Source organism: Pseudomonas sp. S5F11 (assembly GCF_019641515.1).
GTDB classification, from domain to species: domain Bacteria; phylum Pseudomonadota; class Gammaproteobacteria; order Pseudomonadales; family Pseudomonadaceae; genus Aquipseudomonas; species Aquipseudomonas rhodesiae.
On the sequence record NZ_JAIFJZ010000001.1, the window covers coordinates 1,876,225 to 1,895,258 of the forward strand.

The window sequence follows — 19,034 nt, forward strand, 5'->3', positions numbered from 1 at the left end:
CAAAGAGCGCCAGCCTCACACAGGGCAGTAAACGGCGAAATCGACTGAGTGTGAGCAGACGTTTTTAAACTCCGTGAGCCCCACCCTCGACCGCCGCATGGCCGAACGGCCGCGACCCTGTGTATTCAATAGCCGCGGTCGAAACTCACGGCGCCGCGCAAGGGCACACTGGCCTGATACGCGCGTAAATTTTCGATAAACAAATCCACCATCATCGGCGGCGAGGTCGGCGCCGAACTGTGCCCGGTCAACAATAGGCCCCAGGCGGTCCAGAACGGATGGCGCTGCGGCAACGGCTCCTGGCGACAGACGTCGATCACCGCGCCCGCCAGATGCCCTTCCTTGAGGGCTTCGACCAGGTCGGCATCGACCACCGCCACGCCGCGCCCAACGTTGATAAACAGCCCGGTCGGCTTGAATTGCTTGAACAGCGCCGCGTCGTACAGGTCGTGGGTGTTGGGCGTGTTCGGCAGCAGGTTGATCACGTAGTCGGCCTCCCCCACCAACCGCCCCAGTTGATCGAGGCCGGCCACTTCGATAAACGGCGCCTGCTCCCGCGCAGTGCTGGCGATGCCGTACAACTTGACGCCGAACGGCAGCAGAAACTGCGCCACGCTTTGGCCGATATCGCCGCAGCCGACGATCAGCACCGTGCGCCCCGCCAGGCTCTGGCCCATGCGGTTGTCCCACTTGCGCTCGACCTGGCTGACCAGACGTGCCAGCACTTCACGCTCGTGGCCAAGCATATAGGTGAGCACAAACTCAGCCATCACCTGGCCATAGATGCCTACCGCACGGGTCAGGCGATAGTTGCGCGGTAAGCCGTCGGCCAACAGTGGCGTGATGCCGGCCCAGGTCGATTGCAGCCATTGCGGCTGATGACCCTGGCGCAACAGCGTCGCCAGCAGGTCCGGCTGGCCCAGCCACACCGGGCAATCGGCGGCCAGGCGCGATAACTCGGCGGAGTCGCCGCTGGTGAGCACCTCCAGGTCCGGCGCGGCTTCGCGCAGCAGTCGCGCATAGAGCGGGTGATCCTGTTCAGCAATCAGAACACGCATGGTTCAAACCTTTCAAAAACAGTGCAGACGGCCGCCCGCATCCTTACGGCCACCGCCAACTCATACGATTTCATTGAAAATGTGCCCCGGACAGGGCACCTACCGATCACATCGGGTCATTGCGACGCAGCAGCTCTTCGGGCAAGTGTTCGATGTACTCGTCCTCGGCCGGCGGCATTTGCAGGTGGTAGCCCTGCTTGTCGAGGTTTTCCAGTACCTGGTGGATGTCTTCCTGTTGCAGCTTGCGCTCGGGCGTCAGCACCAGGTCGAAGGCATGCACCGGTTTGCCGAATACGCTCACCAAACCTTCGGGTACGCGTTCGAGGGCATCGCTCTTGAGCACGTACAGGTACATGCCGGCGCGTTTGGGGCTGCGGTAGATGGAGCAAATACGTTTCAAGGCTGTTCTCCGGCAGTGGCCAGGCTGTCGAGCAGCGCCTGGCCCATCAACTCACGGCGCCAGCCACGCAGCGAGTCTGGCAATTGGTAAGGCCCATCGGGGTAGCCGCTTTTAACCAGGGCTTCGAGGGTTTTCTTGCGCAGCATCAGCTCCGGCGCCATGTCCAGGCGTTCAGCTTCGGCCTGGCCGAGTGCGCGCAGTTGCTTGATCAGCGCGGCGGCGTCCACCGGCAACGGTTCGGCGATGGCCGGCGGCCATTGGTCGGCGGGCACACTGCCGGCACGCTTGATCAGATCCAGCAGGAACTGGCCGTCCTGGCGCACGGTGCGCGGGTGCATGTCTTCGATCTTGCCCAGGGCGGCGAGGTTATCCGGCTGGGACTTGGCCAGGGGCCAGAGCGAATGTTCACGAATGATGCGGTTGCGCGGCAGGTCACGGGCACGGGCCTGTTGCTCGCGCCAGGCGCACAGCTCACGCAATACGGCCAGTTGCGCGCGGGACAGTTTCCACGCCAGCTTGGCCTCGCGGTACACCTCATACGGGTCGACTTCGCGGCGCAGGTTGGCCACCAGTTCGGCACCGTCCTCCAATACCCAGGCGTATTTGTCGTCCGACAGCCGTGGGCGCAAGCGTGTGTAGACCTCGGCCAAGTGCACCGCGTCTTCGGCGGCGTAGCTGATCTGAGTTTCGGACAATGGCCGCTGCAGCCAGTCCGAGCGGGTTTCGCCCTTGGGCAGCTCGATATCCAGCACGGCTTGCACCAGACGCGAATAGCCCATGGAGAACCCGAGGTTCAGGTAAGCCGCTGCCAGTTGGGTGTCGAACAACGGCACCGGCAGGCTGCCGGTCAGGCGCAACAGTACTTCGAGGTCTTCGCTGCAGGCATGCACCACCTTGATCACGGCTGGGTTTTCCAGCAAGGCGGCCAGGGGTTGCCAGTTGTCGATGGTCAGGGGATCGATCAGGTAGGCGCGAACGCCATCACCGATCTGGATCAGCCCGGCAATGGGGTAAAAGGTATCGACCCGCATGAATTCGGTGTCGAGGGCGACGAATGGCAACTGCTGCCATTCGGCGCAATGCTGGCCGAGGCTATCGTTGTCGCAGATCCAGTGAATATCGATGGCCACACGGCTCTCCCTTGAAGAATGGCGCGCAGTATATATCGCGCAAGAGGCTTGCGAGCATCCACAGTGCACAGCCGATCATGAAAACTCAGACAGGAGTTGAAGAATAGTCCGACAGATGGGAGTTATCATCTCTTACGCAGAACGTAGACCCGCCATACCGCCGAGCCCGGCACGAATTCCTGATGGTGCAGCACGTTGAACCCCGCCTGACGAAACTCTGCCTCGACGACGGCGCGGGAATTGACCGAAACAATCACGGTGTCGCGACTGACCCGATGAAACTCGCGCAGCAACGCCAGGCGCCCTTCGCTGTCGGGCACATGACGAAACAATTCCAGGCAGAAGATGCAATCCACCGCGTTTTCCGACAAGCCAATGGAAAACGCCGACCCCTGGAACGTCTTGACGCGCTTGAGCAACGACGCCGGGTAGTGGGTGCGAGCATGGTCGAGCATGGCCTGGGAATTATCCGAGGCCAGAATCACCCGGTTGACGTGCTCGGCCAGCACCGGCCAAAACCGCCCCGAGCCGCAGGCCAGGTCGAGGATCAGCCCCGGCTCACCGGCCACTTTCAACGCCTGGCGCACCAGCCAGGCGTCGCGCCACGCCACCAGACGCCGGCGCAGCCCTGGCGGGCGCGTATCGCCGCAGACCCGGGCGTGTTCACGGCCACAGCGTTCGGCGTATTCAATCTCGATGGAGGATGGAGGTTGTGACGACATCTATGGGCTCATCTGGGTGAAACGGTAGTGAACGACCTTGATTGGCAGCTTAACGGCGGCAACGTGAAAAAAAGGTCGAAGACACTACCGTTAATCCCGTCATGCTTGATGCAAATACCAGCGCCAGTCCTGTTCACCGACTTGCCCCATGAACTGGCGGTATTCGGCGCGCTTGACCGCCAGGTACACGCCGAGAAACTCAGGCCCGAACGCTTCCCGCGCCCAATGCGACCCTTCCAGTGCGCGCAGGGTGGTGAGCCAGTCGGTGGGCAACCGCTCTTTGGCCTGGGCGTAACCGTTGCCTTCCACCGGGGCGCCGGGGTCGCGCTGCTCGCGAATGCCGCGATGAATGCCGGCCAGGATCGCGGCGGCGGCCAGGTATGGGTTGGCGTCGGCGCCGCAGATGCGGTGTTCGATATGCCGCGAGGGCGCTGGCCCGCCGGGAATACGCAGGCTGACGGTACGGTTGTCCACCCCCCAGGTGGCGGCCAACGGCGCGTAGCTGTTGGCCTGGAAGCGCCGGTAGGAGTTGGCGTTGGGGCAGAACATCAGCAGCGAATCCAGCAAGGTGCTGAGCATGCCGCCCACCGCGTGGCGCAACAGCGGCGTGCCATCGGCGGCGGCGCTGGCAAATAAATTGCGGCCTTCGGCATCCGCCAGGCTGACGTGCATATGCAGCCCGGTGCCTGCCAGGTCGTCGAACGGTTTGGCCATAAAACAGGCGGCCATGCCGTGTTTGTGTGCGACGCCCTTGACCAGGCGCTTGTAGCGCACCGCTTCGTCCATGGCCTGCAGGGCGTCGGAGCGGTGCTCCAGGGTGATCTCGACCTGCCCCGGGGCGTATTCGGAAATCGCCGTGCGCGCCGGAATGCCTTGCAGTTTGCAGGCGCTGTAGAGGTCGGCGAGGAAGGGTTCGATCTGCTCCAGTTCCCGCAGGCCGTAGACCTGGGTCGCGCGCGGCCGGCCGCCGTCCTGATCCAGCGCCGGTTGCGGGCGGCCATGACTGTCGGGTTTCTGATCGAGCAGGTAGAACTCCAGCTCGGCCGCCATCACCGGGTAATAGCCGTCGGCCTTGAGTGCGTCGATCACCTTGGCCAGCACCTGGCGCGGGTCGGCCACGGTGGCAGGCAGGCCTTCGCTGGGGTGCATGCTGACCTGCACCGCCGCCGTGGGGATCAACCGCCACGGCATACGCTGCAAACTGCCGCTGATCGGGTAGGCGCGGCAGTCGATATCGCCGACCTCCCAAACCAGCCCGGAGTTTTCCACGTCGTCGCCGTTGATGGTCAGGCCGAGGATGGTACTGGGCAGCGGGCGGCCGCTTTCATACACCGCCAGCAGTTCATCGCGGTGCAGCAGCTTGCCGCGGGGCACACCGTTGTTGTCGAGGATAAACAGCTCGAACAGTTCGATATCCGGGTTGTGTTCAAGAAAAGACTGGGCTTCGTGCAGGCTGGCGAAAACACTCATGGGGGCTCTCATACGTGTGGGTCTGGCAGGCGCGCGGGCGCCGCCGGGCAGATGGGCACAGGCGTGCGTCATCCAATGGGCCAATCAACGTAGGAGAGCGGTATCCGGCGGGCGCGCGTGGCGGCAATGGAACAGCGCCCAGAACGCCAGCGCGGACGGCAGTGTCGCGAGGTGGGCGTCGGGGGAAGCGGCCATGGGCGAATCACACTGATGGGATGCGCGCCAGCCTCACATGCCGCGAGCGCCGGTTAAATTCACGGTTGGCGGAGTATGGTTGCAGCCCGACTAAACAATCGTCACGCCTTGCCACCCTGCCCCGCGCTGGAAATAATGGCCGCCCGACCCCGCCCCAAGGACGCGACTGCATGAAAGCTCTTTTAGCCCTCGGTGTATTGGCCAGCCTGGCCGCGCCGGCTCTGGCCGACACCGCCCCGTCGCGCCTCGATGAAGTGTTGCAGCGTGGCACCCTCAGCGTGTGCACCACCGGCGACTACAAGCCCTACACCTCCCTGCGCGCCGATGGCGGCTACGAAGGCATCGACATTGCCATGGCCGAATCCCTGGCCAAGAGCCTCAACGCCAAGATCCAATGGGTGCCCACCACTTGGAAAACCCTGATGCCAGACTTCCTGGCCCAACGCTGCGATATCGCGGTGGGCGGCATTTCAGTGTCGTTGGAGCGCCAGAAAAAAGCCTTTTTCAGCCAGTCCCTCGGGGTCGACGGCAAGATCCCGCTGGTGCGCTGCGCCGACGTGCAGCGTTACCAGAGCGTCGAGCAGATCAATCAGCCCCAGGTGCGGGTGATCGAACCGGCGGGCGGGACCAACGAAGTGTTCGCCCGCACGCATTTGGGCAAAGCGCAGATTCGCCTGCATGACAACGTGACGATTTTCGACGAGTTGCTGGCGGGCAAGGCCGACGTGATGATCACCGATGCCAGCGAGGCGCGCTTCCAGCAGAAACTCAAGCCGGGGCTGTGCGCGGTCAACCCGGACAAGCAGATGCAGTACAGCGAAAAAGCCTTCCTGCTGCCCCGCGATGACGTGGCGTGGAAAAGCTATGTCGACCAATGGTTGCACCTGAGTGTGGCCACCGGGGTGTACCAAGGCATCGTCGATCAATGGCTGGCGGCGCCCTGAGCCATAGGCGTCTACGCTGTGCTCACATCAACAAGAACGAGGATTGGCTCATGAAGGGACTGCTGCGCATCACTTGGTTGCTGCTGTTGGGTTTCAGTCAGGTGCATGCCGATACCGCTCGGGATGAAGACGCCCAGGCAGCCAAGGCGCTGCTGGAAAAAGCCCTGGTTTATTACCAGAGCAATGGCGACAAGGCGTTCGCCGCGTTCAGCCGCCAGGGCGAGTTCGTCGACCATGACCGCTATGTGTTCGTGGTGGACACCAAAGGCGTGTTGCTGGCCAGTGGCGGCCCGTCTTCGGCGTTGATCGGCCGCGATGTGTCCGAGGTGCTGGGGCCGGACCTGCGTGAGTCATTCAAGCAAGCGCTCAAGGTTCCGGAAGGCCAGGGCATCCAGCAGGCTGACTATCGTTGGCAGAACTGGAACGACGGCAAGGTCGAGCACAAACATGTGTTCTACCAGCGCGTCGGCGAACGCATCCTGGCGGTGGGCTACTACCTGCCAAGGGCCACGCCGGAACAGGCGCGGGCGCTGCGTAATAAAGCGGTGAACGCGTTACTCAAGGACGAGACCGGCACACTCAAGGCGATCAACTCACTGCAGGGTGGTTTTCTACAAGATGACCTGTATGTATTTGTGGTCGACCTCAATACCCACCGCTACGTGGCCCACGGCACCACATTGCGGATGATTAACACCGACTTCAGCAAGGTCAAGGACCCGGACGGCAAACCGGTGGGCGAACCGATGCTTAAGATGATGGCGGAGCAGGATCAGGGCGAATACAAATACCGCTGGAAAAACCCGGTGACCGGCAAAATCGAGAACAAGCATGTGTATGTGCGCAAGGCCGGGCATTTCATGGTTGCGGTGGGCTACTACAGCCCGTGATTTGAATTGGACTGCATGCAAATGTGGGAGGGACTAAGCCTTCCCACAGTTTGTCGTTCACGGTTCCCGTTACTTGGCCTTGTCCTCACGCCCGCGCAGTATGCGATCAGGCATGGCCACGGCGGCCGCCAGCCCCAGCAACGACACCGCCGCACTCACCATCAGCAAATGCCGGAAGGTGACCGCCAGTTCCGCGCGCAGGGCGTCTTGCGCCGGGCCGGGGGCGGCGTTGAGGCCGTCGAGCAGCACGTTGCCGGACGCGCCCTCGGCCACCAGAGCGCCGCTGGCCAGGTGGGCGAAACTGGAATCCTGTAGCAACGCCAGCAACAGCGCCGACATGCAGGCCACCCCCACCGCGCCGCCCAGGGAGCGGAACAGGTTGGTGGTGCTGGTGGCTACACCGATATCCGGCTGTGCCACCGAGTTCTGCGCGCCCACCAGGGAGGTGGGGAACTGCATGCCGGCGGCGATCCCGCACAACAGCATAAACACCGCCGTCAACCCCACCGCCTGCGGTGCGCTGTAGGCCATGCCGAGGATCGCCAGCGGGCTCAACAGCGCACCGCTGAGGATCATCGGTTTGTAGCGCCCGGTCACCGACGTGCGGCGCCCGGCGCAGTAAGCACCGATCGGCAGGCCCATAGCCAGAGGAAGCAGATGCAGAGCGGCGCTGTCGGCACCGGCGCCGGTCACCGTCTGAAAGCGCAGGGGCATCAGCACCGTCAGGGAAATCGCCTGGAAACTGGTGAAAAAAATCGTGCACCAGCACAGCACCGCGCTGGCGTTGGCAAACAGATGCATCGGCAGCAGCGGTTCGCGCGCGCGGCGTTCATGCCACACGAACAGCGTCAGCACCACCAGCGCACCGCCCAGCAGCCCCAACACCTGCGAATCGCGCCACGAATGGCCCTGGCCGATTTCGGTGATGCCCAGCAGCAACGCGGTCAGGCCCACGATCATCAGCACAGTGCCGAGGTAATCGATGATCGGCTTGCGTTGCGGCACCGGTAGCCCCACCAGGGTGCGATGGGCCACGTACCAGGCACCGGCGCCCAGGGGCAAATTGATCAGAAACACCCAGCGCCACGACAAGTACTCGGTCATGTAGCCGCCCAACACCGGCCCGGCTACGCTGGCCACCGCATACATGCTGCTGAAATAGCCCTGATAACGCCCGCGCTCGCGAGGCGGGATGATGTCGCCGATGATCGCCTGGCTCACCGAGATCATGCCCCCGGCGCCGATCCCCTGCAGTACCCGCGCCAGTACCAGTTGTTCCATGCTTTGCGCCATGCCGCACAACAGCGAGGCCAGGGTGAACAGCCCCATGCCGATCAGCATCATCGGCCGACGCCCGTACAGGTCGCCGAGCTTGCCGTAAATCGGCACCGCTACCGTCATCGCCACCATGTAGCCGGAAATCACCCAGGCCAGCAGGTTGACGTCGTGGAAGCGTGCCGAGATGGCAGGCATGGACACCGCAACGATGGTCTGGTCGAGGGCGCCTAGAAAGATGGCCATCATCAGCGCAATCAGAATACTGCGCACGGCGGGAACAGGTGGGGTGGAGTGATTAAGCTGAGTCACGCAGGAACCTTCGAGCAAGGCCGTGGGAAAGGCGCCCACGGCAATGCGCAATACGATAGCAGGCTATTCAATAGCCTCGTAAGGAAGTCCGACGTAATTTTCTGCGATGGTTTTGCGCCCGGCTTCGGAGCCGACGAAATACTCCAACTCGCTTTGGGCAATGCGTTGGCTGAAGCCATCGGCCTCGGCGAATGTATGCAGCATGGAGGTCATCCACCAGGAAAACCGCTCGGCCTTCCACACGCGGCGCAGGCAAATGGCGGAATAGCGCTCCAACAAATCCACGCGGCCTTCGCGGTAAACCTTAAGCAAGATCCTGAATAACGTACTCACGTCACTGGCCGCCAGGTTCAAGCCCTTGGCCCCGGTGGGCGGCACGATATGGGCGGCGTCGCCGAGCAGGAACAAGCGCCCGTACTGCATCGGTTCCACCACAAAGCTGCGCAGCGGGGCGATGCTTTTTTCGATGGCCGGCCCAGTCACCAGTTGCTCGGCCAATGCCGGGGGCAGGCGCCGTTTGAGCTCCTCCCAGAAGCGCGCATCCGACCATTGCTCCAGGTCTTCGTCCGCCGGCACTTGCAGGTAATAGCGGCTGCGGGTCGGCGACCGCATGCTGCACAAGGCGAAGCCGCGAGGGTGCTTGGCGTACACCAGTTCCTCGTGCACCGGCGGTGTGTCGGCGAGGATGCCCAGCCAACCGAAGGGGTAGACCCGTTCAAAGATGTTCAATGACTCAGGCGGAATCGACTGACGTGCCACGCCATGAAAACCGTCGCAACCGGCGATGTAATCGCACTCCAGCCGAAACGCCTGGCCCTGGTGTTCGAAGGTGAGCCAAGGTCGATCACTTTTGAGGTCATGGGGCTGTACGTCGCGCACTTCATACAGGGTGGTGGCGCCCGCTTCCGCGCGCGCGGCCATCAGGTCGCGGGTGACTTCGGTCTGGCCGTAAACCATCACCGATTGGCCGCCGGTCAACGCCTTGAGATCGATAGGGGTCAGTTGACCGTCGAGCGCCAGCGCGAAACCGTCGTGCACCAGGCCTTCGCGATCCATGCGCTGGCTCACACCGGCCTCGCGCAGCAGGTCAACCATGCCCTGCTCCAGCACGCCGGCGCGGATGCGACCCGCCACGTAATCGGCGCTCTGACGCTCAAGGATCAAGGTCTGGATGCCGGCGTTGTGCAGCAGTTGACCGAGCAACAGTCCGGACGGACCGGCGCCGATAATGGCGACTTGGGTATTCAGCGTTTTCATTATTTTTATCGCCCGCAAGTTCCACTCGAACGGATTGAGTGAAAGAGTTGTCATTGATCTTGTAGCTGACATTTTTCACTTGAGTGCACGGCATAAGAAGGTGAAAACTGCGCCAAAGCCTGCGCTTTTTACCAATCGGGGCGATTACCGCACCCCTATCCTGAGTATCGGATTGAAACCATGACCAAAACCGCGATTCCGGTCTTCAAGCTGTACGGGGAAAGCCAGCAATGGCCGACGCCCGATTTGTTGCACTGCGAAACCATTTCCCGGCGCAGCCGGGAATACCAGTGGGAGATCCAGCCCCACCGGCACGCGGATCTGTGCCAGTTGCTGTATGTGCACAAAGGCCAGGCCCAGCTGGAAATCGAAGGTCAGCGCACCACACTCAACGAAGCCACGCTGCAGGTCCTGCCGCCGCTGTGCGTGCACGGGTTTCGCTTCAGTGAAGATGTCGAAGGCTATGTGGTGACCCTCGCCGCGCCCTTGGTGGACCACATGCAGGCGCAACTGGGTTCCACGGTCGATGCCTTGCAGACATTGGGCAATTACCCAGCGGGCAAGGACAGCGATTACCTCAATAGCTTGTTCGCGCGCCTGCAGGATGAATACGCCGATGAGCAACCGGCAAGGGACATGCTGATGCACGCCCTGGTCAGCGTGCTGCTGGTGTGGGTCAGCCGCCAGGCGATCCAGCGCCGCCATCCACGGGCACCACGGGGTCGTGAGTATTTCCGGCGCTTCACTCAGCTGGTGGAACAGCACTACCGCGAGCATCCCAAAATCGAGGACCTGGCCCACAAACTGGGGATCTCGGTGTCGCACCTGAACGGTACCTGCCGCGAATTGGCCGGGCAGCCCGCGCTGCAGATCATGCATGACCGCCAGTTGCTGGAAGCCAAGCGCCTGCTGACGTACACCAGCATGACCATCAATGAGATGTCGGAGGTGTTGGGTTTTTCCGACCCGACCAATTTCTCGCGGCTGTTCCGCCGCCGGGTCGGGTTTTCACCCAAGGCGTTTCGTGAACAGTTAAAAGCGCAGCAGCCTACCTGAGCGCGCTGAAACTGCCGCTGTGGGGAATGCACTGATCCTGATGGCAACTGATCGCAAAGGTCGGTTGCATGCGGGTCTGCTCGACGCGGTAGGCGGCCGTCCCGTAGAGCGCACTGGCCAGCGCGCTAAGGGCGAAAATCATCAGGTACTTGCGGGTTTTGATGCTCATGGCACTGACCTCTGCACAGATATACACGGTGCTGTTTAAAGCATAGGTCAGCCGGGGCAGGTTGCCATTATTGGACGCCATTCAACCCGTTTATGTCGCGTATAAACCCTCATCCCACGCCGGCTCTTCGGGAAAGCGCAACACCAGAAAATCCAGCAGGCTGCGCAGCGCCGAAGGCATGTGCTTGCGCGACGCGTAGACCGCATAGATGTTCATCTGCCGGGGTTCGGCGCTTGGCAGCAGGCGCACCAGTTCGCCACGGCGGATGTAATCCACGGCCTGATAGCTGGGCAGCATCGCCACTCCGGCGCTGGCCAGAGTGACACGCAGCAGAGTGCTGGCCTCGTTGGCGGTGATGGTGCCACTCACCGGCACAGAGACAGGTTCGCCCCGCTCTTCGAAATGCCACAAGCTCTTACCGAAATACGAGTGGGTCAGGCAGTTGTGTCGCGCCAGGTCCTCGACGTTGTGCGGCGCCGCATGCTCACGCAAGTACGCCGGGGTGGCGCACACCACCGAGCGGCAAACCGTAAGCCGCCGGGCGATCAGGTTGGGGTCCAGGTCGTTGCTCATGCGGATCGCCAAATCGATGCGCTCATCCACCAGGTTGACGGTGCGGTCAAGCATCTGCAGATCGACCGTGACCAACGGGTAGCGCTTGACGTACTCGGCGATGGCCTCGGCCAGTTGCGCCTGGCCGAACGAGGTACTCACACTCAGGCGCAACAGGCCACGGGGTGCATCGTCCGGTTCGCTGACGGCGGCCTGCATATCGGCACTCAACTCCAGCATTTGCCGGCAACGGGGCAGAGTTTCGCTGCCGGCCGCCGTGAGGCTGAGCTTGCGCGTGGTGCGGTGCAGCAGGCGCGCGCCGACCCAATCCTCCAACTCGGCCAGGTAGCGCGATACCACCGGGCGCGACAGGTCCAAATGATCGGCGGCGGCGGATTGGCTGCCCAGGTCGACCACGGTGACAAATACACGCATTGCTTGAAGACGATCCATGATCTGTCCGCTTTTAGAAACAAACTATGTTCCAGCATCGCATTTTTAGTTTGGTTTGGTGCAACTAAGCTCTGTGCATTCTTCGAATCGATGCTGGAGCTACCCGATGTTCTCAATTTTCAAGCGCCTGACGCTGGCCAGCGCCGCCCTGGCTTTCGCGGCCCAAGCGGCAGCGGCCGACCTGAGCCTGGACGTGTACAACCCCGGTGAAGCAGCGATTTTCCCGGTCAGTTCGGTACTGGTCAGCGGCGCCAAGGACGCAATCCTGGTGGACGCACAATTCGGCAAAGGCCAGGCCGAACAACTGGTGCAAAAAATCCGCGCCAGCGGCAAGCACCTGACCACCATCTACATCAGCCATGGCGACCCGGACTACTACTTCGGCCTCGACATCCTCACTGCGGCCTTCCCCGACGCCAAAGTGCTGGCCCCACAACCGGTGGTCGAGCACATCAAAGCCACCGAGGCCGGCAAATTGGCCTATTGGGGCCCGAAAATGGGCGCCGACAAACCGGCCAAGATCATCGTGCCCCAGGTGCTTGAAGGTCATAGCCTGAGCCTGGAAGGCCAGACACTGGAGGTGATCGGCCTGGACGGCCCGCAGCCGGATCGCAGCGTTGTGTGGATCCCGTCGATCAAGGCTGTGGTGGGTGGCGTGGTGGTCGCCCAGAACATTCATGTGTGGATGGCCGACACCCAAAGCGCGCAGTCTCACAAAGACTGGCTGGCGACTCTGCAGCGCATCCAACAGCTGCAACCGCGCACGGTGATTCCGGGGCACTACCTGGGCACGCCGTCGCTGGCGTCAGTGGCCTTCACCGCCGACTACATCAAGGCTTTTGACCTGGAAACCGCCAAGGCCAAGGACTCCGCCGCACTGATCGCGGCCATGAAAAAGCGTTACCCGACCCTCGCCGACGAAAGCTCACTGGAGCTGAGCGCAAAAGTCGCCAAGGGCGAAATGAAGTGGTGAACCGTTGTAGATCCTGACCTTTACTTGGAGAACATCATGAGCAAGATCGCAATCATTGGCGCCACCGGTCGTGCCGGTAGCCAACTGCTGGAAGAAGCCCTGCGTCGCGGCCATAGCGTGGTCGCCATCGCACGCAATACAGACGCCTTGCCGGCGCGCGACGGCGTCACCGTCAAGCAGGTCGATGCCCTGAATGCCGAGGCCCTGCAACAGGCCGTCAGCGGCTGCGACGTGGTGATCAGCGCGGCGCACTTCGCCACCTTGCCCGCTGCGGCGGTGCTCGGTCCGGTGAAAAAAGCCGGGGTCAAACGTCTGCTGGTGGTGGGCGGCGCAGGCTCGCTGTTGCTGCCGGACGGTAGCCGCGTGATCGACAGCCAGGGCTTCCCGGCCGAATATAAAGCCGAAGCCAGCGCCGGCGCCGAGTTCCTGGAGGCCCTGCGCCAGGAACGGGAACTGGACTGGACCTTCCTGTCGCCGTCGGCGGAATTTGTCGAGACCGAGCGCACCGGCACGTTCCGCCTGGGTCAGGACCATTTGCTGGTAAGCGCCGAAGGCCGCAGCTGGATCAGCTTTGCCGACTACGCTATCGCGATGATCGATGAAGTGGAAAAGCATCAGCACCCGCGCCAGCGTTTTACGGTCGGTTACTGATTGATTGATGGAGTGACTGATCCATCGCTATCGGGGGCAAGCCCCCTCCCACATGGACTGAGGAAACCAGATCAAAACTGTGGGAGGGGGCTTGCCCCCGATGGCGATCGATCGGTCAGTTCAAGTACCGCTGCCCCACCCCTGATCTGAAGAGTGGGCCTGGCTCTGCAGCCAATTCATCAATGCCTCAAGCTCCGGCAGTGGCTGCGTACCCGGCGCAGAGACCAGGTAATACCCCATCCCCGTCGGCACCCGCCGTTCAAATGGCATGGCCAGCCGCCCTGCCTTCACATCCTCGCCAATCAGCGCGCAGTCGCCGATCGCCACGCCAGAGCCTTGGGACGCCACCGTCATCGCCAGGTCAAGGGTCTCGAAATGATGACCTTGGCTGACCCTGCTCAAGCGCACATCCGCCGCCTTCAGCCAGAGCGTCCAATCCCGCTCGTCTCGCGTGGGATGTAGCAGCACCTGGTGTTGCAGGTCCGCCGGTGTGCGCAGCGTCGCGAGCAAGGCCGGGGCGCAGACCGGGGTGAGTCGTTCATCGAATAAATGCCGGGCCTCGGCGGGCTGCTCGGCGATGGGCGCGTAAATCACTGCTGCATCGAAAGGCTCGCGAAGAAAGTCCACGGTGTTGGCCACCGTGGTAGTGAGTTCTACCGGCACATCCGGGCGTTCCCGTTGCCATTGCATCAGGCGCGGCAGCAGCCAGCGCATCACACAGGTGGAGGCCTTGAGTTGCAGGGTTTGCTGGCGCCGACCGATGTGCTCCACCGCGTCGCCGATCAGGCCAAACACCTGCTGCGCGCAGTGCTGCCACGCGCGGCCCTGCTCCGTGAGGCTCATGCCTCGCGCCTGGCGCAGAAACAATGGGTAGCCCAAGTGGCGCTCCAGCCCGGCGATCTGCCGGCTCACCGCGCCCTGGGTGATATGCAGATGTTCGGCGGAGCGGGTGAAGTTGCAGCAGTGGGCCGTGACCCAAAAGGTGTGCAGCGCAGGCAGCGGCGGAAGGCGTTTCATGCGATGAGCCATGACGTGGGGACATGGCAAGTATGACGTTTTATCGATTGTGGGCGCCATGGGCCAACCGTTCCAATACCGCCTTCTCTCATTCATAAGAGCGACCTGTATGGCGACCTGCGGCGAAGTGTTGGTCAACCTTTTGGAAGGCTATGGTGTGGACCATGTGTTCGGCATCCCCGGCGTGCACACCGTGGAGCTGTATCGCGGCCTGGCCCGCTCCGGCATCCGCCATATCACCCCGCGCCACGAACAGGGTGCCGGTTTTATGGCCGACGGTTACGCGCGCACCCGTGGTAAGCCCGGCGTGTGTTTCATCATCACCGGCCCTGGCATGACCAATATCACCACGGCCATGGGCCAAGCCTATGCCGACTCGATCCCGATGCTGGTGATTTCCAGCGTGCAGTCGCGCAGTCAGTTGGGCGGCGGGCGCGGTAAGTTGCATGAGTTGCCGAACCAGAGTGCGCTGGTGGCTGGGGTGGCGGCGTTCTCCCACACCGTGATGTCGGCGGCGGAACTGCCAAGTGTGCTGGCGCGGGCGTTTGCGTTGTTCCAGGCCGGGCGGCCGCGACCAGTGCATATTGAAATCCCCCTGGATGTACTGGTGGAAAACGCCGATGCGCTGCTGGACTGCGCGCCCGTCAGCGTGGCCCGCGCCGGTGCCGCACCGGCGTCCGTCGTGCAGATGGGTCGCTTGCTCGCCACAGCCAAGCGTCCGTTGATCCTGGCCGGCGGCGGTGCCATTGAAGCCGCCGCGGCACTGACCACACTGGCCGACACCCTCGGCGCGCCGGTCGCGCTGACCATCAACGCAAAGGGCCTGCTGCCCGCCGCGCACCCGCTGCTAATCGGCTCGACCCAAACCTTGCCCGCCACCCGCGCCCTGGTGGCCGAAGCCGACGTGGTGCTGGCCATCGGCACCGAGCTGGCGGAAACCGACTACGACACGACCTTCGCCGGCGGCTTCGAGATTCCTGGCACCTTGCTGCGCATCGATATCGACCCGGACCAGACCGTGCGCAACTATCGGCCCGCCGTGGCGTTGGTGGCCGATGCGCGGATCGCCGTCGAGGCCGTGCTGGCCGAACTGAACCACACGCTGCTGCCTGCGCGCGATCCACACTGGGGGCAGCACCGCGTCGCACGGTTGTGGGCTGACTTGGCGCCGACCTGGGACGCCGCCACCCGCGCGCAGACCCTGTTCCTCAACACGGTATTGGCGACCTTGCCCGATGCCGTGCTGGTAGGCGATTCCACCCAACCGGTGTACAGCGGCAACCTGACCCTGAACCTCGACCATCCGCGTCGCTGGTTCAACGCCTCCACCGGTTACGGCACCCTGGGCTATGCCCTGCCCGCAGCCATCGGTGCCTGGCTCGGACGCGGCGATGGCCGGCCGGTGGTGTGCCTGATCGGCGACGGCGGTCTGCAATTCACCCTGCCGGAACTGGCCAGCGCCGTGGAAGCCCGCACGCCGATCATCGTGCTGCTGTGGAACAACCAGGGCTATGAAGAGATCAAGCGCTACATGCTCAACCGCGCCATCGAACCGGTGGGCGTGGATATCTACACCCCGGACTTTATCGGCGTGGCCAAGGCCCTTGGCAGTGCCACTGACAGCGCACAAGACGTTGAGCAGCTACGCAATGCCTTGCACAGCGCCGTGCAACGGCAAGGGCCAACGTTGATTGAAATCGATCAGGGGCTGTGGATGAAGGCGATATGAGCCGAGGGGGCAAGCAAAGGACCAAGCCCATTAACCCCAGCGCAATTTTTCAATAGCCTTTGCGACTTTCTCATTTGCTCCGCCGGCATCCGCCATGGCCTGATCTGCGCTTGTTCACTCAAGGCTTGCCCATGGAAAACGTTCACGCAAAACCCACTACCGCCGTCTGGCTGATGCTTAGTGTTGTGCTGGTCGCCCTTAACCTGCGCCCTTCGATGGCGGCGGTCGGGCCGTTGTTGTCGTCGATTCGCGGCGATGTGCCATTGAGTTTCAGCAGCGCGGCGTTGTTGACCATGCTGCCGGTGATGGCCATGGGGCTGGCGATGTTTTTCGGCATGGGCCTGGCCAAGCGGGTGGGTGAGCACCGCAGCATCGTGTTGTCCCTGGGGGTGATCGGCGTAGCGACGTTGTCGCGGTTGTGGCTGGACTCGGCGCTGGAGCTGATCGTCAGCGCCATCGCCGCCGGGGTGGGGATCGCGCTGATCCAGGCGGTGATGCCGGCGCTGATCAAGACCCGCTTCAACCAGAACGTCTCGCTGTTCATGGGGCTGTACGTCACGGCGATCATGGGCGGCGCTGCGCTGGCCGCTTCATTCGCGCCGTTCGTGCAGGTGCAGACCGGCAGTTGGCGCATCGGCCTGGCCATCTGGGCGATGCTTGCCGTGTTGGCGCTGGTGTTCTGGTACGCCCAGCGCTCGACGCTGCCGCCAGTGCCCCAGGCCGGTTCCGACACGCAGGAACGCTTTTTCGGCAACGCACGCGCCTGGTTGCTGGCGATCTTTTTCGGCCTCGGAACCGCGTCCTACACCTGTGTACTCGCCTGGCTGGCGCCGTACTACGTGGAACAAGGCTGGAGCGAACAGAACGCCGGCCTGGTGCTGGGCTTTCTCACGGCAATGGAAGTGGTGTCGGGGCTGATCACGCCGGCCATTGCCAACCGTCGCCAGGATAAACGCAGCGTGGTGGCGACGTTGCTGGTGCTGATCATCCTCGGTTTCTGCGGCCTGATTCTGGCACCGCAACACGTGAGCCTGCTGTGGCCATGCCTACTCGGCCTGGGCATCGGCGGGCTGTTCCCGATGAGCCTGATCCTGTCCCTCGATCACCTGGACAACCCGCGCCGCGCCGGCGGCCTCACCGCCTTTGTGCAGGGCATCGGCTACCTGATCGCCGGTGTGTCGCCGCTAATCGCCGGGGTGATTCGCGACCGATTGGGCAGCTTCGAATGGGCTTGGTGGGCACTGACCGGAGTGATCGTGGTGATGCTGCTGATGGTCACGCGCTTCGACCCGAAGCATTACGCGCGCCATTTCCGCTGAGGTCGTATTGCCAACAGTTTATGTCCCACCACAAACATAGAAACGCCCTACAGAGCTTTCTATTGGTACGACCGTTCCGTTAATCTTTTGCGCTGTCTTGTACTGAATTCGGTACATGGGATTTACGGACGAAACCGATGTTAAACAGTAACTTGCTCAGAAAACTCGATATGCAGGACTTGATGGTGTTTATCGCCGTCTATGACCAGAGCAGCGTTACCGAGGTGTCAGAAACGCTGTTTGTCAGCCAGTCCACGGTGAGCTACAGCCTCAAGAAACTGCGCACCAGTTTCGAGGACGAGCTGTTTATCAACACCCGTGCGGGCATGCGGCCGACGTACAAGGCCACCACCATGTACGAGCATGTGCAGAAGATCCTCGAAAGCATCAACCTGTGCCACGCCGGTGGCCAGGCTTTCGACCCCAAGCAGCAGGCGGTGACCTTCAATGTGTGCGCCCCGGAATACTTCGAACAGCTGATCCTGCCGCGCCTGCTCAAGCAATTCGATCGCGCCGACCTGCCGGTGATCGTTAATGTGCGCAAGCTGGAGACCGATATCCCCGCCGACGACCTGCGCGAAGGCCGCTTGGACCTGGTGATCTGTTTCGGCCCGCATTTCCACCGCGCCCATAAAGACTTCAAGACCCAAATGCTGCTGGAGGATGACCTGGTCTGTGTGTTCGACAAACGCGCCGCGCCACGGGAACCGGCGTTCAGCCTGCAATCCTTCGTCGAACGCCGCCATGTTTTTCCGACACCCTGGACATCCGACACCAACATGATCGACGGCTGGCTCGGGCGCCAGGCGCACAAACGCCAGGTGGTGGCGCGGGCCAACAGCTACAGCGCGGCCTTGAAGATGATCAGCGGCACCGACTACGTCGTCACCCTGCCCCGCCGCGTGCAAAAACTGCTGGCACCGGCCACCACCTTCGGCCACTGCGAAGCCCCCAACGGCTTGCCGGGGTTCACTTTGGATATGCAGTGGCATGAAAGCAGCGGGCAAGACCGCGCCAATGCCTGGTTCCGGGAACAACTGGTGAAGGTCTGCGCCGAGCAAGGCTTGCTCTGACGCCCGCGTACCTTAGGGGCAGTGATCAGCCGATGGCGACTTTGCTGTAGGACTCGCGATCCATATCGACCAACTGCACGCTGAGTTGCACCTGCATATCTGCCGGCCACTCGGCCACGTCCTGCAAGGCCGCCAACAGGCTCTCCGACAACTGCTTTTTAACCTGAGGCGAGCGCCCGCTGAGCAAGGACAGTTTCACCGCGATAAAGGCCCGCGGGCTCAGCGACGTGCCGACCTGGAAACTCTCGACCTTCAACGCGCGGCTTTTGATATCGAACTCGGAACCGAACTGCCCGGACGCCATCAGCACGTTATTGAGCCGCAACAGGGTTTTCTCGACGGCCAGGTCGGTGAGGTTCGCGGTGTATTCCAGGTGCAGATGCGGCATT

19 protein-coding genes are annotated in these 19,034 nt (G+C 62.6%); 8 read left to right on the forward strand and 11 right to left on the reverse strand.

Going from position 1 to position 19,034, the window contains the following annotated elements; all coding sequences use genetic code 11:
- Positions 1-125: 125 nt before the first annotated feature.
- The 5 genes from K1567_RS08270 to K1567_RS08290 form a co-directional block, all read right to left on the reverse strand.
- Positions 126-1,058: a D-2-hydroxyacid dehydrogenase gene (locus K1567_RS08270; RefSeq protein ID WP_034112423.1), complete on the reverse strand. Its 933-nt coding sequence runs from the start codon at positions 1,056-1,058 to the stop codon at positions 126-128.
- A gap of 106 nt (positions 1,059-1,164) precedes the next feature.
- Entirely contained in the window at positions 1,165-1,458 is a 294-nt protein-coding gene (locus K1567_RS08275; protein WP_034096439.1) for a YcgL domain-containing protein, read from the reverse strand.
- Positions 1,455-2,588, reverse strand: coding sequence for a ribonuclease D (gene rnd / locus K1567_RS08280; protein ID WP_034096438.1), 1,134 nt, complete (start codon positions 2,586-2,588; stop codon positions 1,455-1,457). The genes K1567_RS08275 and rnd overlap by 4 nt, the downstream gene beginning before the upstream one ends.
- A gap of 125 nt (positions 2,589-2,713) precedes the next feature.
- A complete protein-coding gene (locus tag K1567_RS08285; RefSeq protein ID WP_034137380.1) occupies positions 2,714-3,310 on the reverse strand; it encodes a class I SAM-dependent methyltransferase in 597 nt (198 codons plus the stop codon).
- A gap of 99 nt (positions 3,311-3,409) precedes the next feature.
- Positions 3,410-4,780, reverse strand: a complete 1,371-nt coding sequence (locus tag K1567_RS08290; RefSeq protein WP_034096436.1) for a glutamine synthetase family protein — start codon at positions 4,778-4,780, stop codon at positions 3,410-3,412.
- A 365-nt stretch (positions 4,781-5,145) separates the two neighbouring features.
- Between K1567_RS08290 and K1567_RS08295 the strand changes: the two genes are divergently transcribed.
- On the forward strand, positions 5,146-5,919 hold the full coding sequence (locus K1567_RS08295) for a transporter substrate-binding domain-containing protein (protein ID WP_034096435.1): 774 nt from the start codon (positions 5,146-5,148) through the stop codon (positions 5,917-5,919).
- A 50-nt stretch (positions 5,920-5,969) separates the two neighbouring features.
- Positions 5,970-6,809: a cache domain-containing protein gene (locus K1567_RS08300; protein ID WP_169867484.1), complete on the forward strand. Its 840-nt coding sequence runs from the start codon at positions 5,970-5,972 to the stop codon at positions 6,807-6,809.
- 69 nt (positions 6,810-6,878) lie between these two features.
- Here K1567_RS08300 and K1567_RS08305 read toward each other — a convergent pair whose 3' ends face one another.
- Positions 6,879-8,330, reverse strand: coding sequence for an MDR family MFS transporter (locus K1567_RS08305; RefSeq protein ID WP_236217527.1), 1,452 nt, complete (start codon positions 8,328-8,330; stop codon positions 6,879-6,881).
- 129 nt (positions 8,331-8,459) lie between these two features.
- Positions 8,460-9,644, reverse strand: coding sequence for a 4-hydroxybenzoate 3-monooxygenase (gene pobA / locus K1567_RS08310; RefSeq protein ID WP_220699028.1), 1,185 nt, complete (start codon positions 9,642-9,644; stop codon positions 8,460-8,462).
- A gap of 189 nt (positions 9,645-9,833) precedes the next feature.
- On the opposite strand from pobA, the gene K1567_RS08315 reads away from it, so the two are divergent.
- Positions 9,834-10,709, forward strand: a complete 876-nt coding sequence (locus tag K1567_RS08315; protein WP_034096432.1) for a helix-turn-helix domain-containing protein — start codon at positions 9,834-9,836, stop codon at positions 10,707-10,709.
- Here K1567_RS08315 and K1567_RS08320 read toward each other — a convergent pair.
- Positions 10,702-10,878, reverse strand: a complete 177-nt coding sequence (locus K1567_RS08320; protein ID WP_167389878.1) for a hypothetical protein — start codon at positions 10,876-10,878, stop codon at positions 10,702-10,704. The two genes, K1567_RS08315 and K1567_RS08320, sit on opposite strands and share 8 nt — an antisense overlap.
- Before the next feature lie 90 nt (positions 10,879-10,968).
- A complete protein-coding gene (locus K1567_RS08325; protein WP_034096430.1) occupies positions 10,969-11,883 on the reverse strand; it encodes a LysR family transcriptional regulator in 915 nt (304 codons plus the stop codon).
- A gap of 106 nt (positions 11,884-11,989) precedes the next feature.
- On the opposite strand from K1567_RS08325, the gene K1567_RS08330 reads away from it, so the two are divergent.
- Together K1567_RS08330 and K1567_RS08335 are read left to right on the forward strand one after the other, a co-directional pair.
- On the forward strand, positions 11,990-12,856 hold the full coding sequence (locus K1567_RS08330; RefSeq protein WP_213549044.1) for an MBL fold metallo-hydrolase: 867 nt from the start codon (positions 11,990-11,992) through the stop codon (positions 12,854-12,856).
- 36 nt (positions 12,857-12,892) lie between these two features.
- Positions 12,893-13,507 carry an NAD(P)-dependent oxidoreductase gene (locus tag K1567_RS08335; protein WP_047882582.1) on the forward strand — a complete coding sequence of 205 codons (615 nt, stop codon included), beginning with the start codon at positions 12,893-12,895 and terminating at the stop codon, positions 13,505-13,507.
- A gap of 120 nt (positions 13,508-13,627) precedes the next feature.
- On the opposite strand, the gene K1567_RS08340 is transcribed toward K1567_RS08335, so the two are convergent.
- Positions 13,628-14,524: a LysR substrate-binding domain-containing protein gene (locus K1567_RS08340; protein ID WP_220698343.1), complete on the reverse strand. Its 897-nt coding sequence runs from the start codon at positions 14,522-14,524 to the stop codon at positions 13,628-13,630.
- Positions 14,525-14,633: 109 nt separating this feature from the next.
- Here K1567_RS08340 and K1567_RS08345 point away from each other — a divergent pair, with 109 nt between their 5' ends.
- The 3 genes from K1567_RS08345 to K1567_RS08355 all read left to right on the forward strand — a co-directional run bounded on the left by K1567_RS08345 (position 14,634) and on the right by K1567_RS08355 (position 18,645).
- Positions 14,634-16,253, forward strand: coding sequence for a 5-guanidino-2-oxopentanoate decarboxylase (locus K1567_RS08345; RefSeq protein ID WP_184336286.1), 1,620 nt, complete (start codon positions 14,634-14,636; stop codon positions 16,251-16,253).
- 131 nt (positions 16,254-16,384) lie between these two features.
- Positions 16,385-17,572 carry a cyanate transporter gene (locus tag K1567_RS08350; RefSeq protein WP_034096425.1) on the forward strand — a complete coding sequence of 396 codons (1,188 nt, stop codon included), beginning with the start codon at positions 16,385-16,387 and terminating at the stop codon, positions 17,570-17,572.
- A gap of 137 nt (positions 17,573-17,709) precedes the next feature.
- Positions 17,710-18,645 (forward strand): LysR family transcriptional regulator, encoded by a 936-nt coding sequence (locus K1567_RS08355; protein ID WP_034096424.1) that lies wholly within the window; start codon positions 17,710-17,712, stop codon positions 18,643-18,645.
- Between the two features lie 25 nt (positions 18,646-18,670).
- Here K1567_RS08355 and K1567_RS08360 read toward each other — a convergent pair whose 3' ends face one another.
- Positions 18,671-19,033, reverse strand: coding sequence for a 5-carboxymethyl-2-hydroxymuconate Delta-isomerase (locus K1567_RS08360; RefSeq protein ID WP_034096423.1), 363 nt, complete (start codon positions 19,031-19,033; stop codon positions 18,671-18,673).
- Between the last annotated feature and the right edge of the window lies 1 nt (position 19,034).

Coding starts and splice junctions, on each gene's coding strand:
- K1567_RS08350 (WP_034096425.1), top strand. CDS start 16,385: ATGGAAAACGTTCACGCAAAACCCACTACCGCCGTCTGGCTGATGCTT.
- K1567_RS08325 (WP_034096430.1), bottom strand. CDS start 11,883: ATGGATCGTCTTCAAGCAATGCGTGTATTTGTCACCGTGGTCGACCTG.
- K1567_RS08300 (WP_169867484.1), top strand. CDS start 5,970: ATGAAGGGACTGCTGCGCATCACTTGGTTGCTGCTGTTGGGTTTCAGT.
- K1567_RS08330 (WP_213549044.1), top strand. CDS start 11,990: ATGTTCTCAATTTTCAAGCGCCTGACGCTGGCCAGCGCCGCCCTGGCT.
- K1567_RS08335 (WP_047882582.1), top strand. CDS start 12,893: ATGAGCAAGATCGCAATCATTGGCGCCACCGGTCGTGCCGGTAGCCAA.
- K1567_RS08315 (WP_034096432.1), top strand. CDS start 9,834: ATGACCAAAACCGCGATTCCGGTCTTCAAGCTGTACGGGGAAAGCCAG.
- K1567_RS08295 (WP_034096435.1), top strand. CDS start 5,146: ATGAAAGCTCTTTTAGCCCTCGGTGTATTGGCCAGCCTGGCCGCGCCG.
- K1567_RS08345 (WP_184336286.1), top strand. CDS start 14,634: ATGGCGACCTGCGGCGAAGTGTTGGTCAACCTTTTGGAAGGCTATGGT.
- K1567_RS08285 (WP_034137380.1), bottom strand. CDS start 3,310: ATGTCGTCACAACCTCCATCCTCCATCGAGATTGAATACGCCGAACGC.
- K1567_RS08320 (WP_167389878.1), bottom strand. CDS start 10,878: ATGAGCATCAAAACCCGCAAGTACCTGATGATTTTCGCCCTTAGCGCG.
- K1567_RS08360 (WP_034096423.1), bottom strand. CDS start 19,033: ATGCCGCATCTGCACCTGGAATACACCGCGAACCTCACCGACCTGGCC.
- K1567_RS08290 (WP_034096436.1), bottom strand. CDS start 4,780: ATGAGTGTTTTCGCCAGCCTGCACGAAGCCCAGTCTTTTCTTGAACAC.
- K1567_RS08340 (WP_220698343.1), bottom strand. CDS start 14,524: ATGAAACGCCTTCCGCCGCTGCCTGCGCTGCACACCTTTTGGGTCACG.
- K1567_RS08355 (WP_034096424.1), top strand. CDS start 17,710: ATGTTAAACAGTAACTTGCTCAGAAAACTCGATATGCAGGACTTGATG.
- K1567_RS08305 (WP_236217527.1), bottom strand. CDS start 8,330: ATGGCCATCTTTCTAGGCGCCCTCGACCAGACCATCGTTGCGGTGTCC.
- K1567_RS08270 (WP_034112423.1), bottom strand. CDS start 1,058: ATGCGTGTTCTGATTGCTGAACAGGATCACCCGCTCTATGCGCGACTG.